This window comes from Desulfovibrio intestinivivus (genome assembly GCF_053570665.1).
The window spans coordinates 436,883-452,006 of the sequence record NZ_JBRBQT010000001.1 but is presented as its reverse complement, the minus strand read 5'-3'; the positions used below and the strand labels follow the sequence as shown (position 1 = coordinate 452,006).

Here is a 15,124-nt window from a genome sequence, read left to right as displayed (position 1 = left end):
ACTCTTCAACTCCAGCAAGGACAGGAAAATTATTATAACTTACTAGTCTGACTTCCGATATTCTCAAAAAGCTTATAACAACACAGACCGTTGACCGACAGCAGGCTTACCCGTAATCTGTAAGAACGGAGGCATTATGTCGCTCACACTTGAAGAACTGGTCGAAACGGCCATAGAAAATCAGCGCGTAATTCTTGAGCTTGAGCTAAAAAAAGGAGTTCCGCTGAACTACCTGGACGAAAACGGGCAGTATACCCTTCGCTATCCAGACGGACATACTGAAATAACGTCCATCACCGAAGCTCAACAGGTCGGGTAATGCCCAAGCTTTTGTGCATCTGTGGCCCAAATGGGGCAGGCAAGAGTACATTCTCAAGGACAGTAGCCATGCGGGAAAACCTGCTGGTTATTGACCCTGATAAGCTTGCTGCGGAAGGGTTGTCCCCGATTGCCGCTGGCAAGGCTGCTGCTCGCATGGCTCGCCTTTTTCTGGAGGAGGGTGTTTCATTTGCGCGGGAGTCTACTCTTACCGCCAAGTTTGACTTCACTCTGATGGAAGAGGCAAAACAGCGGGGTTATGAAGTTGAGCTTGTATACATACGCCTTGCGTCAGAAGAACTTGCGCTGAAAAGAATTGCAGCCCGTGCAGCTCGTGGAGGGCATAGTGTTCCGGCCCCAGATGTTGTCCGCCGTTTCAAACGCAGCCTTGAGAATTTGCCCAAGGCTATTGCTTTGGCGGACAAAGTGACGATTTTGGACAATTCCTTCTGTAATTACAAAAAGATATCCTAGCCAGACTGATACCATATTTCGAAGAGCCCGGTTCCCTTAAAAGGAGCCGGGCTTTTTCTGCATCTAAGGAGTAGCAATTATGAACACAAATTTGATCGAAGGACTTAGTAACCTGAAACCCACCGACCTTGATGCAGGCCAAGTTTTCAGCGGCAAGCCCTCTGGCACCACGGTCAGGGGCTACGCTGTTCCTTCGGCCTACACCCCGGTCATTGACCACGACTATATTTTCCATGAGTCCAGCCGTGATGTTGTGGTCTGGTTTCTCAACGCACAGGAACCGTTGTACATTTTCGGCCCTACAGGCTGCGGTAAAACGACATGCATCAAGCAGCTGGCTGCCAGACTTAACTATCCCGTCTTTGAGGTCACCGGACACGGGCGGTTGGAGTTTGCCGACCTGGTTGGTCACCTGACAGTAAAAAATAGCACCATGACCTTCGAGTACGGCCCGCTTGCGCTTGCCATGCGTTACGGGGCGATAATCTTGTTGAACGAAATCGACTTAACCTCGCCAGAGATCTCCGCAGGGCTGAACAGCGTGTTGGACGGCTCCCCCCTGTGCATAGCGGAAAACGGCGGCGAACTGATTGTGCCGCACCCCATGTTCCGTCTGGTTGCCACGGCCAATACCAATGGCGGTGGCGATGACACCGGCCTTTACCAGGGAACCCAGCGGCAGAACCTTGCCTGGCTGGACCGCTTTACTATCTGCGAAGTGGGCTACCCATCTGCCGATGTGGAAAAGAGTCTGCTTGCCCGGCGCTTCCCATCGCTGCCTGAATCGCTGTGTGCCACCATGGTGGACTACGCCAATGAAGTCCGCAAACTATTCATGGGTGAGGCTTCCACCAGCAATCTGACCAATACCATTGAAGTAACATTCTCCACACGCAGTTTGCTGCGCTGGGGAGATCTGACCGTTCGTTTTCAGCCGTTGGTCCATCAGGGCATACAGCCCGTCACCTATGCCCTTGACCGGGCTTTGGCCTACCGCGCCAGCCGTGAAACCCGCGCCATGCTGCATGAGCTGGCCCAACGCATGTTCCCACAACAACTCGAAGCTGAAGGTCACAACGCTACATATACCAACAGCTCAATATAGGAGGCTACTATGACTCAACTTGTTTCTGACATCCGTATTTTGGACAATCTATTGGCCCTCAACCTCAACGTCAGCCTGTGGTCGGCCCGACGCAAAATGAGCCAAGAAGACCTAGGCGGCGCAGAACTGCCCCCCGAAGATCTGGCCTCGCTGGGTTCCAAGCGCATTGCCGACCCGGAAAACCTAAAGGTGTTCGGCACACTCAAGGCCCGCGCCTTCAACTACCTTGACCGGCATGGGGTGCGGTTCATGTCCGGCTGGGCCATACCCGAAGAAAAAGCCAGCGAAATCGTGCAGGAGCTGCTCAACATTCGCACCGAATTTCAGAAAGAAAAGGAGGCATTCCTGGCGGACTATGACCAAAATGTACAAGCCTGGATTGAGAAGCACCATCAGTGGGGCGAAATCATTCGCAACTCCATCGTGGGGCCTGATTATGTACGCGCTCGTATGGATTTTCGTTGGCAGTTGTACAAGGTGGCCCCGCTTGAGCAGCACACAGACAACACCGCAGTGCTGGAAGCCGGTCTGGCAGAAGAGGTGCAGGGTCTCGGCGGCACGCTGTTTGATGAAATAGCCAAATCGGCAGACGATATCTGGCGCAGGGTTTATCACGGCAAGACGGAGGTAACCCATAAGGCGCTCTCTCCGCTGCGTACCCTGCATGCCAAGCTCACTGGTTTGTCTTTCGTAGAGCCGCATGTGGCCCCGGTGGCTGACATTGTGCAAGCTGCCCTGCAGCGCATGCCCAAGAAGGGCAACATCACCGGCACAGACCTGCTGCTGTTGCAGGGGCTGGTCTGCCTGCTCAAGGACAATATGGCTCTTGTGGGGCACGCTCAGAAAGTTATTGAGGGCTACGGCCCGGCCTTTGTGCTGGATGCTCTGTTGGCTGGTCCGGGCATCATGGGTGAACAGGATAGCAACACGCTGCAGGAAGACGGTGCTGTTGATAGCGATGATGACGAGCCCATTCTGCCTGATATCTCCGTGATAGATAGCACTTTGCCGCATCCTGCTATCCCAAGCCTGGGCCTGTGGTGACGCCATGATTAGCGCAAAAGACGTTCTCAACTGTTTGCCCTTGCTGGCGTCCATCCTTGGCAACCGCTACGGGGTGCAGGTACGTATTGGCGGCAAGGTGGCCTGCACCAACGGTAAGGTTATTCACTTGCCTTCATTGCCCATTGATTGTGAGCCGGAATTATTGGCTCTGGCGAGGTCGTTTGTGGATCATGAATCCGGCCATATTCGGCACACAGATTTTAGCGTGCTGAAAGCTGCAAACCTTGATCATGTAACCTTCAATTTGCTCAACTGCCTTGAGGATTGGCGTGTTGAAAAGAAGCTGACGGGTATTTTCCCAGGTTGCCGGAGAAACCTGAACTGGTTGATTCGACGATTCTTTGTAGAGCAAGCACTGCCAAGGGCCGGGAGCGATTCCCCGGCCCTTGCTGTTTTAGACTATGTGCTGTTGACGGTGCGGGCCTGGGATGTGGATGAGGTGACCCCGGCGCGCCAAAGAGCGGCAAGCATCATGGAGAACCACTTTCCCGGTTTGAAAGAGTCTCTGGATGCCATCTTGGTCAAAGTCTACATCCATTGCCCAGATACGACAGCAGCAGTCGAATACGCACGGCAAATTGCTCAGTGCATCCGGCAGTGGGAACCGCCTCAACCAACTGCAACCAGCAAATGTACGGATAAAAACGTTCAAGGTGACATGCCGCAGCTGACAAAGGAGCCCAACGATTCTACCTCACAAATCGACCAACAATCTGAGCCTGTTCAACCGTCGAGTGCTTTACCGCTCAAAGCACTTTTTCATGCGGAGGCGCAGGATCTACCCCAGCAACTCGGCGAAATCATGGCGATTGAGCTTGCCAACAACAGTGAAGAAGCTGCCGGAGACGCACTGACCGTGGCGGTAGAAGGCACCCGACAAGCAGCCCCCTTGACAACAGAACTAAAACTGCAAGCACTTCAGACCAGCATTGCTCTGCGCACGCGCCTGCAGGGCTTTCTGCAGGCGCAGACCCAAAGGCGTTGTAGTATCGGGCGCAGAGGTACGCTGCATTCCAACTCACTACACCGTCTGCAGGTTGGCAATGCTCGTGTTTTCCAAAAAGAAGCTGAGCACCAAGGCCTTAATGCGGCGGTCCATATACTGCTGGACGTCAGCGGAAGCATGGCTGGCGCACCGATTAACCTTGCCAATTGTTCCTGCTTTGCGGTGGCAACCTCACTGAGCCGCATCCGTGGAGTGAACCCTGCAGTAACAGCCTTTCCCGCAGTCACGGAAACCAATTCAGTATTCCCCATCATGAGGCACGGGCAGGCAGTGCCAGACATGTTTGATATCCGAGCTTCTGGAGGGACCCCCCTAGCTGGGGCTTTTTGGTGGGTTTTGCAAACCATGTTGCCCCTCAAAGAGCGGCGCAAGATGATTCTGGTTATCACTGACGGCATGCCGGACAACCCGCTGGCCGCCAACAATGCCATCGGGGTGGCCCAAAAACTTGGCTTTGAAGTTTATGGCCTTGGCATTCGGGATGAACACATCACGCACCTGCTGCCGCACACAAGCAGGGTGGTCAACGACTTTCCCGACCTGGTGCCCGCCATGTTTGCCCTGCTGCAGGCTGCATTACTCAAAGGCGGTGCAGCATGATGGTGCCCCTCGATTTCAGGCTATGGTACCGAACGAGGTTGTTCCAATTCTTTGCGTTTAACAAAAAACGGCGCATCCCGCGCTGCTAAAAGTAGTGGAGGCTTCATGAATTATACTGGGTGGATCGCTATTGTAATCGCGGTGTTGCAAGTCATCAAGGATTCTATGGATGATTAATTGTTATGCCAGCGTTGGGTTTTATTCCAGCTTATGCTGTGATCTCGTATAACTAACAGGAGTAGTCATGAACAAAAAATGGACGTTCATTGGCGGAGTGTTGACCGGTATCGCGGGAGTGTTTACTGCGGCGGCGATAGCTGTGGAATTGGAGGGCCGTAAAAACGATAACTGCGATGTCGTGGATGAATCGGAAAGGCTGGCCTTACCAGAAAGTGAAGGAAGGTAAAAAGTTAACTCTTGGGCGGGAAAGCGGGGGATATCTCCGCTTCCTTGCCCTTGCTATGTTTTTGTTTTTCTCGAAGTGTTGTTCAATCCGCTACATATGCGCTCCACAATCGCATTGCAGCAGAGCCCCTGACAGACACTGGAGGGGCAGTTGCCACATTCACAGGATATCGGTAAATATCGTGAGTTCTTCCCTACGGTCTTGATGTTTCACGCTGAGACATTCTGCCGCATTTGCTACACGGTCTGGGTGGAGGAAGGTATTCTTTGTTGTGCTCATGATTGGAAGATAATGATGGTCTAGCTTGAACACAATGCCGTCTAGTGCCTCTTCAGTTCCTAATTATTCCCATTCCTCAAGATTCGTTCATTTTAAAAAAACGGGATATTAGCGGGATATTTATGGCACAAATAAAAAATGCCTTTACGAATTTCTTCGTAAAGGCTTAACTTCCTTGGAGCGGGAAACGGGATTTGAACCCGCAACCTTCAGCTTGGGAAGCTGACACTCTACCGTTGAGTTATTCCCGCAAAAGTGGAGCGGGAGACGGGATTTGAACCCGCGACTTCAACCTTGGCAAGGTTGCACTCTACCACTGAGTTACTCCCGCATGGTATGCGAAACGGCGAAGCGTAAAGGATACTGTTGGAGGCGGCATCCAGATTTGAACTGGAGATGGAGGTTTTGCAGACCTCTGCCTTACCACTTGGCTATGCCGCCAGCAAAAAAAGTGGAGCGGGAGACGGGATTTGAACCCGCGACTTCAACCTTGGCAAGGTTGCACTCTACCACTGAGTTACTCCCGCTCAGCGAGAAAACGTTCTACGCGGACTAGGCTGAGGTGTCAAGCATTGCTGGACTTTTTTTCGCCGCTTTTTTGACAAATTTGTTAATTAGCTGAAATGACAAATAAAATTTCTGGACTATAGTCAGCCGTGTCTGCGGGCAATCTTTGCTGTCAGGGGCCATCAGCAGTGCCGATGGCCCCCCAAGTGTGCCGCACATGCCGTTTTACAGCGCGCATGCAGCCAATATTTCTCGCCTGGCCGGTAGCCTAATCCTTGCGGTTGTCCACAATGCGTTTGGCCTTGCCCTCGGAGCGCTCGATGGAGCGGGGTTCCATCAGGCGTACCTTGGCGGAGACGCCCAGGTATTCCTTGATGGTCTTTTGCAGGCGGCCTTCAAGCATTTGCAGCTTGCGGATTTCATCGGCAAAGAGGTTCTCGTTCATCTCAACGCGCACTTCGAGGGTGTCGAGGTTGTGCACGCGGTCCACGATGATCTGATAGTTGGGGGAAAGCCCCTCGCTTTCCATCAGGATGCCCTCAATCTGCTGCGGGAACACGTTGACGCCGCGGATGATGAGCATGTCGTCGCTGCGGCCCTGGAGGCGCGAAATACGCACGTGGGTGCGGCCGCACCGGCAGGGGGTGTAATCAAGGCTGGTGAGGTCGCGCGTGCGGTAGCGCAACATGGGGATGCCTTCCTTGGTCAGCGTGGTCAGCACCAGTTCGCCCACTTCGCCGGGGGGGAGCTGGTCGCCCGTAACGGGGTCAATGATTTCGGGCAGAATGTGGTCTTCCCACAAATGCATGCCGCACTTGGCTTCTTCGCATTCCATGGCAACGCCGGGGCCCATGATTTCGGACAGGCCGTAAATGTTCATGGCGCTGATGTCCATTTTGTCCTCGATGTCGCGGCGCATGGCTTCAGACCACGGCTCGGCACCGAAAACGCCCACGCGCAGGGGCAGATCGCGAAAATTGACGCCTACTTCCATGGACGCTTCCCACAGGTGCAGACCATAGGACGGCGTGGCGCAGAGCACTGTTGCGCCAAAATCGCGCAGCAAACCGGCCTGACGCCGGGTCGCGCCGCCAGAAGCGGGCACAACGGTTGCGCCAAGGCGCTCCGCGCCATAGTGCGCGCCCAGCCCGCCGGTAAAGAGGCCGTAACCATAGGCCACATGCACCACGTCCGAGCGCACCACGCCTGCGGCTGCCAAACTGCGGGCCATCAGTTCCGCCCAGGTTTCGAGGTCGCGCTGGGTATAGCCCACCACAACAGATTTGCCCGTGGTGCCGCTGGAGGCGTGCAGACGTACGATGTGATCCTTGGGAACTGCAAAAAGGCCATAAGGATAGTGGTTGCGCAGATCCTGCTTTTCCGTAAAGGGCAGCAGTTTAAGATCCGCCAGCGACTTGATGTCGGCAGGGGTAATGCCCGCCTCGTCAAAACGTTTGCGATAAAAGGGCACGTTGGCGTAGACGCGGTTGCACAAATCACGCAGGCGGCGCAGCTGCAGCGCCTCCATTTCTTCGCGTGGCAGAGTTTCCTGTTTGATGTTGAAAAGCACGGCCCTCTCCTTCTGCGGCTGGCGTTTGGCGGCGCAAAAGCGCGACGCTGATCCCTGAAAAGCTTCGTTTGGGTATGCCGCAATGCGCTGGCGCGGTCAATACGGATTGGCGCGATTTCGCGCCCGTTTCAGCGCGTTGGCGGCTTGCTGCGCCATTGCTCTTGCCCCGTCTTTACGTTATGTGCAGGGTATGGAAAACAACACTTCTTCTTCACCTGCAGGGGGCACTGCCCCCAAGCGTTATTCGGATGTCCCCCTGGAAGAAAAGCTGGCGGACGTGGTCACGTGGCTTGAAGAGCACAAGGCCGCGCGCGTGGTCAGCATAGATATGGCCGGGCAGGGCGGTTTTGCCGAGGCTCTGGTCATTGCCAGCGCCGGTTCGGTGCGTCACGCCCAGAGCCTCGCCGATGGCGTGGGCGAACTTTGCCGCCAGCGCAATTTTGAATATCTGCGCATGGAAGGCTACACAGCCGGTCAGTGGATTCTGGTGGACATGAACGACATTGTCGTCAACGTTTTTCTGGAGCCGGTGCGCGAGCTTTACGGCCTTGAAGCCCTGTGGGGCAAGGCCGCATCACTGGCCGAAGCCCGAAGCGGGGAATAATCATGACGCCCACGCTCTTGCTGATTCTTGATGGCTGGGGGATTGCCGAGCCGGGGCCCGGCAACGCGCCCTATATTGCAGCTACACCCAATATGGATGCGCTCCTTGCGAGCTGCCCGCATTCCCAGCTGGTAGCCTCCGGGCGCGATGTGGGGCTGCCGCGCGGCTACATGGGCAATTCCGAGGTGGGGCATCTGAACATCGGCGCAGGCCGCGTGGTGTATCAGGACATGACCCGCATCGATGTGGCGCTGGAAGACGGCAGCTTTGCCGCCAATCCGGTACTCAACGAGCTGCTTGAATCAATTCGCAAGAGCGGCGGCAAGCTGCATCTGGCGGGGCTGCTTTCTGATGGCGGTGTGCACAGCCACATTCATCATCTTGAAGCCCTGTGCGGCATGGCCCATAAGGCAGGGGTGCCTGTGCGCATCCACTGCCTCATGGACGGGCGCGACCGCGACCCGCACAGCGGCGTGGATTTTATGCGCGCGCTGCAAAAGAGCATTGAAGGGCAGCCCCAGACGCGCATCGCCAGCATGGTGGGCCGTTTTTTTGCCATGGATCGCGACAAGCACTGGGAGCGCCTTGAGGAAGCATGGGAAGTTATCGTTCACGGTACCCCTGCAACAACGCTTGCGCCCGTTGCGGCCATTGAAGCCTCTTACGCGGCTGGCATCACAGACGAATTCATCAAGCCCCTGTGCTTTGCTGCGGGCGATGACGCAGGCATGGCCGATGGCGACGGCCTGTTCCTGTTCAACTTCCGCGCAGACCGCATGCGCCAGTTTACCCAGGCGTTTATTCAGCCGGGGTTTGACGGTTTTGACCGTGGCCGCGTTCCGGTTCTGGCCGGGATTGCTTCCATGACCGCCTATGAATCAAGCTTCAATATCCCCGTGGCCTTTCCCAAGGAGGCCGTGAGCATGGGGCTTGGCGAAGTGGTTTCCCGGCAAGGGCTGAAGCAGCTGCGCCTGGCGGAAACGGAAAAATACGCGCACGTCACCTACTTTTTCAATGGCGGACTTGAAGAGCCTTTTGCTGGTGAGGATCGCATCCTTGTGCCGTCCCCCCGCGAGGTGAAAACCTACGACCAAAAGCCTTCCATGAGCGCCGTTGAAGTGACGGATAAGTTTGTGGAAGCCTGGAATTCCGGCGTGTACGATCTTGTGGTCTGCAACCTCGCCAATGGCGACATGGTGGGCCATACGGGCATTCTCCAGGCTGCGGTCAACGCCTGCGAAGTGGTTGACGCCTGCCTGGGGCGCATGGTTGCCGCTGTGGAGGCCCGCAAGGGCCGCATGATTGTCATTGCCGACCACGGCAACTGCGAAAAAATGCTCACGCCCGAAGGCCAGCCCCATACGGCCCACACCACCAATCCAGTTCCCTGCATTCTGCTGGAGCCGGATGGAAAGGTGCGCGCCCTGGCGGACGGCAGGCTGGCCGATGTGGCCACCACCATTCTTGGTCTTTGGGGGATGCAGCCTTCTGAACTGATGACCGGGCGCAATCTGGCCGCGTCACAAAATGAAGGGGAGGCCAGCCGTGGCTGAGCGCAAGCGACCCGTCCAGCCTGTTGCGCCTGACGGAATGGAAATTCTGTTTTTTTATCAGTGCCCCAACTGCGGCAAGCACGTGCCGCAAGCGAGCCCTACGGAACCGCGCATGGTGCGGTGCCCTGGCTGTTCGCAGTCCTTTCCGATCATTCCGGTTGACGAGCACAGCCTGCACTATGTGCGCATTATGCTGGCAGAGGGCAAGGCTGCCGCTGATCCTGATTTTCTGTAAGTTGAATTACAGGTAATTTCTGATTTTTGGGTGAGCCCGTAGCCCGCCCCTGTTAATGATGCCGCAGCAATGCGGGCTTTGAACAGGGGCGGGCTTTCATGTGCGCACGCGACTCCTTTAAAGAAGGGGAAGCATCTTGCCCAGCAAAAAAATTGAACGCGTATTCGAGGTAAGCCCCTGCAGACAACTTTGGAGAAGAATACGTGGGAGATGGCTCCCGGCGCAGCAACGCCCGTGGTTTTAGATCGGCAGGATGAGGGCCTTGGCATTGCCTGCATGTCATTTGGGCGTCATATTTTTGCCATTGTGACAGTTTGGTAAAAATTTTTTGACGAAAACGGTTGCCATCATCCATGATTCTAGGTATGTTTTCCCAGCCTGTGTTGGAGCAGGCCTGTGTCAACCCTGTGGGAAAAACTAGAGAGGAAGGGATTTATGAAACGCATCTGTACGCTTATCCTGGCCGCCGGCCTGGTGTTCGGCGCGGCCACCGGTGCCAGCGCCATTGATTTCAAGGCCAAGGGCCAGTGGCTCATGGGCTTCGGCGTGGGCACTGACAGCCCTGTCAGCAAAATTTCGAAGAATGGCACCAAGACCAAGGCCGACACGACCGACACTTTTGACGCTCAGCAGCGCGTGCGCTTGCAGTTGGACGCCGTGGCTTCTGAAGCCCTGTCCGGCACCGTGTACTTTGAAATCGGCACGCAGAAGTGGGGCAAGAGCGATAACGGCGGCGCCCTCGGCGCTGACGGCGCCAACCAGGTTCGTGTGAAGAACGCCTACATCGACTGGGCCATCCCCCAGACCGATGCCAAGGTGCGCATGGGTATCCAGGGTCTTGCCCTGCCCAACACCTACGCTGGTGGATCCGCTGTTATGGATACCGATGTGGCCGCAGTGGTTGCTTCGTACAAGTTCAACGAAAACGTCAGCATGACCGCTTTCTGGGCTCGTCCCTTCAACGATAACTTCAATGGCAAGGATGCTCGCTACAGCAACAACCATGTGAACTATCTTGACAACATGGATCTGTTCGGCGTGACTGCCCCCCTGACCTTTGACGGCGTGAATCTCACGCCTTGGGTTATGTACGGCGTGATGGGCAAGAACACCCTGACCAACTACGTTGACAACACTGATGATGGTGTAGACAACGGCACCTATAACAATATCGGCAGCCGTGACGGCAACCCCCCCTATACTCTGCTGCCCTTCCCCGCCGCTTCCAATCCTAGCAGCCTTGGCGGCACCAGCAAGGCTTACGGCTCCATGTTCTGGGCCGGTCTGCCCTTGGCTGTGACCATGTTCGATCCGTTGAACATCGAACTGGACATCAACTACGGCTATGTTGAAGGCATGGGCCGTTACGACGTGCAGAAGGGCCAGGGCGGCGATATGGTTCGCGGCAGCACCCAGCGTCAGGGCTGGTTGGCCAAGGCCCTTGTTGAATACAAGATGGATTGGGCCACCCCCGGCCTGTTCGGTTGGTACGCTTCCGGCGATGACGGCAGCGTGAAGAACGGTTCCGAGCGCATGCCTTCCCTGGTGCCCACCGGCAACTTCACCTCCTACATGGGCGACGGCAACTACGGCTGGCTGCGTCAGGACTACGGCGTTGACTACGCTGGTACCTGGGGCATCGGCGCCCAGTTGAAGGACATGAGCTTCCTGGAAGACCTGAAGCACACCTTCCGTCTGGCTTACTGGGGCGGCACCAACAGCACCAGCATGGTCAAATACATGAGCTCTGCCTATGCCTGGACTGAAGGCGTGGGCGCTGCCACCGTGCCTTACATGACCACCCGCGACGGCCTTGTGGAATTCAACCTTGTGAACTCCTACAAGATCTACCAGAACCTGGAAATGAACCTGGAACTGGACTACCTGGTCAACTGCATGGACAACAGCACCTGGAAGAAGGCCAACACTCCCAGCTCGTTCAGCAAGCAGGATATGTGGAAGGCTCAGGTTACCTTCGCGTACAGCTTCTAATCCAAGCGCAACCGTCTGCGGACGGATTGATACGCATTCAAAAGGGAGGCCTTCGGGCCTCCCTTTTTGCGTCTGTGCCAAGGCTGTTCTTTGAGCGTGGTTCAGACCTGCCTCCCCCGTAAACACTGCCTACAGCAGATCAAGCAGTGGATCGTAGCAGTCTGATGCCCAAACCCATGCGCCTTTTCGTAATGCTGGCAACCTCTCAGCTGTCTCAACAGCGGATAGAATGAACCCCGCCCGCCAGAAATGCAGCCATGCAGCAGCTTGCCCTTGCTTTTAGCCCGAATGGCAAGATCAATACGAGCAGAGCCCGCTTGCGCGGGCTCTGACAGAGAGGAGGGAAGGAGAGGGTATTGGAGTCTGAAGGCGGGAGGGTGTGAGAATTAGTAACGTTTCTGCAATCTGTCGCGCAGGATGATGGCAAGCAGGTTCATGCCCAGCACCAGCAAGAGCAGCACGAGGCCTGTGCCGTATTGCAGCGGGCGGGTCTTGTCGATTTCCGTGCCTGCCGTGGCAAGAACATACATATGGTAGGGAAGCGCCATGACCGGGCTGAATATGGAATCCGGCCCCTTGGGCATATAGAATACAGAAGCCGTAAACATGATGGCGGCGGTTTCGCCCGCGGCGCGCGCCACTCCAAGAATGGCCCCAGTGAGCATGCCGGGCAGGGCACTTGGCAAAATAACGCGGGCAATGGTTTGCGATTTGGTTGCGCCCAGAGCCAGCGAGGCCTCGCGGTACGTGTCCGGCACATTGCGCAGGGCTTCCTCGGCTGTGCCGATAATGACTGGCAGTGTCAGAACCGCAAGGGTAAGCACGCCAGAAAGAATACTTACGCCAAATCCGCAGAAGGTAACAAAAAACGAAAGCCCGAACAGGCCAAAAACCACAGAAGGCACACCCGCGAGGTTGTTGACCCCCAGACGCACAAAGCGGGCAAAGGCGTTGCGCTTGGCGTATTCATTGAGGTACACGGCGGAGGCCACGCCCAGAGGAAACGCCAGCAAGAGGGAACCCAGCGACAGAATTGCCGTGCCGACGATGCAGGGGAATATGCCACCCTGGGTCATCATCTGTCGGGGGGCCTCGGTCAGGAACGACCAGCTTAAGGCAGGCAAGCCGTTTTGCAGCAAAAAAGCACATACGGCCAGCAGTGCCAGCACGTTGCAGGCGGCAATCGCGCGCAACAGCCAGAACATGAAGGTCTGGTACTGCCCGCGGCCCTTGCCGCTGGCAAATTGCAGGCGCGCACCTTCTTCGCGCGGCGGTTCGTCCGCATCGTGGTGTTTGAGGTCTGCTTCCAGAGGGCGCGGTGTGAGTTTGATGCTCGGCCCGGCGGAAGGAACAGGGGTAAGGCGGCTGGTGGCTGACATGGATTTTTCCTCGTTCTGAACTGGCGTCATACTGTGCAACCTTGCAACACTGTGCGTTTACAGGCTGGAGGTTCCCACCTGACGGTGCTTTTCGGCAATATAACCGGCGGCCAGGTTGAAGCTCAGCGTCAGGAAAAAGAGTACAATGCCAATAGCAAACAGCGCGTGGTAGTGTTCGCTGCGGAAGGCGGCCTCCGCCATTTCAGCGGCAATACTGGCAGGCATGGGCCGCACCGGGTCAAGCAGCGAGGTGGGGATGATGCCAGCCCCGCCAGCAACCATCAGCACCACCATGGTTTCACCAATGGCGCGCGACATGCCAAGCATCACAGCCGTGCCTATGCCCGAAAGAGCGGCAGGAATAACCACTCGCACGGTTGTCTGCCAACGGGTCGCGCCAAGTGCCAGCGATGCCTCGCGCAGGTCGCGTGGCACGCCGAACAGTGCGTCTTCAGACACGGAACAGATGGTCGGCACGCTCATGAGCGCCAGTACCAGCGAGGCATTGAGCAGATTCAGCCCTGTGGCGGCATCCAGATAATCCTGCAAGAAGGGCGCAAGCACCACCATGCCCAGAAAGCCCAGCACAACCGAGGGCAATGCCGCCAGCAGCTCCACAAAGGGCTTGATGACGCGCCGTACGTTGGGGTGGGCGATTTCCGTCAGGTAAACCGCCGTCAGCACCCCCATGGGCACCGCCAGCAGGGACGAAAGTACCGTCACCGCCAGTGAGGCCACCAGCAGGGGGAATATGCCGAACAATCCCGGTTCCTCAGTCGGATACCAGAGGTTGCCGAACAGAAAATTGAGGAAGGGGTATTCGCTGAAAAGCGGCAGGCCTTCCATGAAGAGAAAAATGACAATACCAGCCAGAGCCAGCAGCGAGCTGCCTGCCATGGTGGTAAGGGTGACGCGCACCGCTTTTTCCTTGATGTCTCTGGAGCGCATTGCGCTTTCTCCCCGGCGGGTTGCGGGAGGCTCATGCCGTCCCGCTCCGCCGATGCTGTGGGTGTAACGCGGGTAGTAAGTCTACCTACTTGCCCAGGGGCACATAACCCACTTCAAGCACGTTCTTCTGGCCCTTGCCGGGATCCAGCAGGTAATCAACAAAAGCCTTGGCACCGCCAGCAGGCGCGCCGTTGGTGAAGACAAAAAGTTCGCGGGCGATGGGCCACTGCTTGGAAAGGGCAGTCTGGGCGGTGGCGGTCACATCATTGACCTTGAGGCCCTTGGTGGACTTGTCGAGGTAACCCAGCCCAACATAGCCGAGGGCGTTCTTGTTCTTGGAAACGGCCTGCACCACAGCGCCGTTGGAGGCCTGCATGAGAGCGGCGGGGTTAACGCGTTCTTCCTTCATGATAAGTTCCTGCCAGCATTCAAAGGTGCCGGAGGACGTATCGCGCGAGATAACAACGATCTTGCCGTCCTGGCCGCCAATTTCCTTCCAGTTGGTGATCTTGCCGGCGTAAATGTCGCGCAGCTGGCCAGTGGTGAGGGCGGCAACCGGGTTGGCGGGGTTGACCACAGGCACGATGGCGTCAATAGCAACAACAACGCGGTTGGGGGTCACGCCGTTTTTCTTGGCGGCTTCAACTTCCTTTTCCTTGATGTCGCGCGAGCTCATGGCGATGTCGCACTGCTTTTCAATGAGTGCCTTGATGCCGTTGCCGGAACCGCCGCCTGAAATGCTCAGTTCCACATCGGGGTGGGAGGCCATGAAAGCTTCGCCAGCTTTCTGAACCACAGGAAGAACAGTGGTGGAACCGTTGATGACGACCTGTTGGGCAGCCATGGCAGGAGCGCTGAGGCTCAGAACCGTGAGGGCGGTGGCGAGCAGTTTTCCGATAGACATGGATTTTCTCCTTGGTTTCTAGTGTTGGTGCCGGGGCGTTTCCCGGTACGTTTCTCTTTTTGCCCGCCTCTGTTACAAAAATATGACGAAACGCAGAAGACTGCGTGAAGCTGCAATATGCGCAATTAACATGCTGAAATATTGCAGCTTATTTAAAATGTTTTTCGTCACGCAATTGT

General features: G+C 56.3%; 14 protein-coding genes and 4 tRNA genes. 10 read left to right on the top strand and 8 right to left on the bottom strand.

Annotated features, from left to right (window positions below):
- Positions 1 to 136 precede the first annotated feature (136 nt).
- From ACUZ9P_RS01900 to ACUZ9P_RS01875, 6 genes are all read left to right on the top strand, one after another.
- A complete protein-coding gene (locus tag ACUZ9P_RS01900) occupies positions 137 to 319 on the top strand; it encodes a hypothetical protein (protein WP_449248412.1) in 183 nt (60 codons plus the stop codon).
- Positions 319 to 792, top strand: coding sequence for a zeta toxin family protein (locus ACUZ9P_RS01895; protein WP_449248411.1), 474 nt, complete (start codon positions 319 to 321; stop codon positions 790 to 792). Before ACUZ9P_RS01900 ends, ACUZ9P_RS01895 begins: the two co-directional genes overlap by 1 nt.
- 79 nt (positions 793 to 871) lie before the next feature.
- Positions 872 to 1,897: an AAA family ATPase gene (locus ACUZ9P_RS01890; protein WP_449248410.1), complete on the top strand. Its 1,026-nt coding sequence runs from the start codon at positions 872 to 874 to the stop codon at positions 1,895 to 1,897.
- A 9-nt stretch (positions 1,898 to 1,906) separates the two neighbouring features.
- Entirely contained in the window at positions 1,907 to 2,941 is a 1,035-nt protein-coding gene (locus ACUZ9P_RS01885; protein ID WP_449248409.1) for a DUF3150 domain-containing protein, read from the top strand.
- 4 nt (positions 2,942 to 2,945) lie between these two features.
- The gene (locus ACUZ9P_RS01880; protein ID WP_449248408.1) at positions 2,946 to 4,568 is read left to right on the top strand and encodes a cobaltochelatase CobT-related protein; all 1,623 of its coding nucleotides are present in this window, start codon (positions 2,946 to 2,948) and stop codon (positions 4,566 to 4,568) included.
- 244 nt (positions 4,569 to 4,812) lie between these two features.
- Positions 4,813 to 4,974: a hypothetical protein gene (locus ACUZ9P_RS01875; protein WP_449248407.1), complete on the top strand. Its 162-nt coding sequence runs from the start codon at positions 4,813 to 4,815 to the stop codon at positions 4,972 to 4,974.
- Positions 4,975 to 5,429: 455 nt separating this feature from the next.
- On the opposite strand, the gene ACUZ9P_RS01870 is transcribed toward ACUZ9P_RS01875, so the two are convergent.
- The 5 genes from ACUZ9P_RS01870 to ACUZ9P_RS01850 all read right to left on the bottom strand — a co-directional run bounded on the left by ACUZ9P_RS01870 (position 5,430) and on the right by ACUZ9P_RS01850 (position 7,330).
- Positions 5,430 to 5,504, bottom strand: a tRNA-Gly gene (locus ACUZ9P_RS01870).
- Between the two features lie 5 nt (positions 5,505 to 5,509).
- Positions 5,510 to 5,584 (bottom strand) — tRNA-Gly (locus ACUZ9P_RS01865).
- A 36-nt stretch (positions 5,585 to 5,620) separates the two neighbouring features.
- Positions 5,621 to 5,694 (bottom strand) — tRNA-Cys (locus tag ACUZ9P_RS01860).
- Between the two features lie 11 nt (positions 5,695 to 5,705).
- Positions 5,706 to 5,780: transfer RNA gene (locus tag ACUZ9P_RS01855), tRNA-Gly, on the bottom strand.
- A gap of 248 nt (positions 5,781 to 6,028) precedes the next feature.
- Complete coding sequence (locus ACUZ9P_RS01850; RefSeq protein ID WP_291445419.1) at positions 6,029 to 7,330, bottom strand: phenylacetate--CoA ligase family protein; 1,302 nt, start codon at positions 7,328 to 7,330, stop codon at positions 6,029 to 6,031.
- 190 nt (positions 7,331 to 7,520) lie between these two features.
- Here ACUZ9P_RS01850 and rsfS point away from each other — a divergent pair, with 190 nt between their 5' ends.
- The 4 genes from rsfS to ACUZ9P_RS01830 all read left to right on the top strand — a co-directional run bounded on the left by rsfS (position 7,521) and on the right by ACUZ9P_RS01830 (position 11,714).
- Positions 7,521 to 7,934, top strand: a complete 414-nt coding sequence (rsfS, locus tag ACUZ9P_RS01845) for a ribosome silencing factor (protein WP_298993614.1) — start codon at positions 7,521 to 7,523, stop codon at positions 7,932 to 7,934.
- Complete coding sequence (gene gpmI / locus ACUZ9P_RS01840; protein ID WP_449250223.1) at positions 7,931 to 9,487, top strand: 2,3-bisphosphoglycerate-independent phosphoglycerate mutase; 1,557 nt, start codon at positions 7,931 to 7,933, stop codon at positions 9,485 to 9,487. Before rsfS ends, gpmI begins: the two co-directional genes overlap by 4 nt.
- Positions 9,480 to 9,722 carry a hypothetical protein gene (locus ACUZ9P_RS01835; protein ID WP_022659449.1) on the top strand — a complete coding sequence of 81 codons (243 nt, stop codon included), beginning with the start codon at positions 9,480 to 9,482 and terminating at the stop codon, positions 9,720 to 9,722. Before gpmI ends, ACUZ9P_RS01835 begins: the two co-directional genes overlap by 8 nt.
- A gap of 435 nt (positions 9,723 to 10,157) precedes the next feature.
- Positions 10,158 to 11,714: an outer membrane homotrimeric porin gene (locus tag ACUZ9P_RS01830; RefSeq protein ID WP_449248406.1), complete on the top strand. Its 1,557-nt coding sequence runs from the start codon at positions 10,158 to 10,160 to the stop codon at positions 11,712 to 11,714.
- Positions 11,715 to 12,100: 386 nt separating this feature from the next.
- On the opposite strand, the gene pstA is transcribed toward ACUZ9P_RS01830, so the two are convergent.
- From pstA to ACUZ9P_RS01815, 3 genes are all read right to left on the bottom strand, one after another.
- Positions 12,101 to 12,919, bottom strand: a complete 819-nt coding sequence (pstA, locus tag ACUZ9P_RS01825; protein ID WP_298993657.1) for a phosphate ABC transporter permease PstA — start codon at positions 12,917 to 12,919, stop codon at positions 12,101 to 12,103.
- A gap of 231 nt (positions 12,920 to 13,150) precedes the next feature.
- Positions 13,151 to 14,041: a phosphate ABC transporter permease subunit PstC gene (pstC, locus tag ACUZ9P_RS01820; protein WP_022659453.1), complete on the bottom strand. Its 891-nt coding sequence runs from the start codon at positions 14,039 to 14,041 to the stop codon at positions 13,151 to 13,153.
- 85 nt (positions 14,042 to 14,126) lie between these two features.
- Positions 14,127 to 14,945: a PstS family phosphate ABC transporter substrate-binding protein gene (locus ACUZ9P_RS01815; RefSeq protein ID WP_022659454.1), complete on the bottom strand. Its 819-nt coding sequence runs from the start codon at positions 14,943 to 14,945 to the stop codon at positions 14,127 to 14,129.
- Positions 14,946 to 15,124 lie beyond the last annotated feature (179 nt).

Coding starts and splice junctions, on each gene's coding strand:
- pstA (WP_298993657.1), bottom strand. CDS start 12,919: ATGTTCTGGCTGTTGCGCGCGATTGCCGCCTGCAACGTGCTGGCACTG.
- ACUZ9P_RS01895 (WP_449248411.1), top strand. CDS start 319: ATGCCCAAGCTTTTGTGCATCTGTGGCCCAAATGGGGCAGGCAAGAGT.
- pstC (WP_022659453.1), bottom strand. CDS start 14,041: ATGCGCTCCAGAGACATCAAGGAAAAAGCGGTGCGCGTCACCCTTACC.
- ACUZ9P_RS01830 (WP_449248406.1), top strand. CDS start 10,158: ATGAAACGCATCTGTACGCTTATCCTGGCCGCCGGCCTGGTGTTCGGC.
- ACUZ9P_RS01900 (WP_449248412.1), top strand. CDS start 137: ATGTCGCTCACACTTGAAGAACTGGTCGAAACGGCCATAGAAAATCAG.
- ACUZ9P_RS01890 (WP_449248410.1), top strand. CDS start 872: ATGAACACAAATTTGATCGAAGGACTTAGTAACCTGAAACCCACCGAC.
- rsfS (WP_298993614.1), top strand. CDS start 7,521: ATGGAAAACAACACTTCTTCTTCACCTGCAGGGGGCACTGCCCCCAAG.
- ACUZ9P_RS01880 (WP_449248408.1), top strand. CDS start 2,946: ATGATTAGCGCAAAAGACGTTCTCAACTGTTTGCCCTTGCTGGCGTCC.
- ACUZ9P_RS01875 (WP_449248407.1), top strand. CDS start 4,813: ATGAACAAAAAATGGACGTTCATTGGCGGAGTGTTGACCGGTATCGCG.
- ACUZ9P_RS01815 (WP_022659454.1), bottom strand. CDS start 14,945: ATGTCTATCGGAAAACTGCTCGCCACCGCCCTCACGGTTCTGAGCCTC.
- ACUZ9P_RS01885 (WP_449248409.1), top strand. CDS start 1,907: ATGACTCAACTTGTTTCTGACATCCGTATTTTGGACAATCTATTGGCC.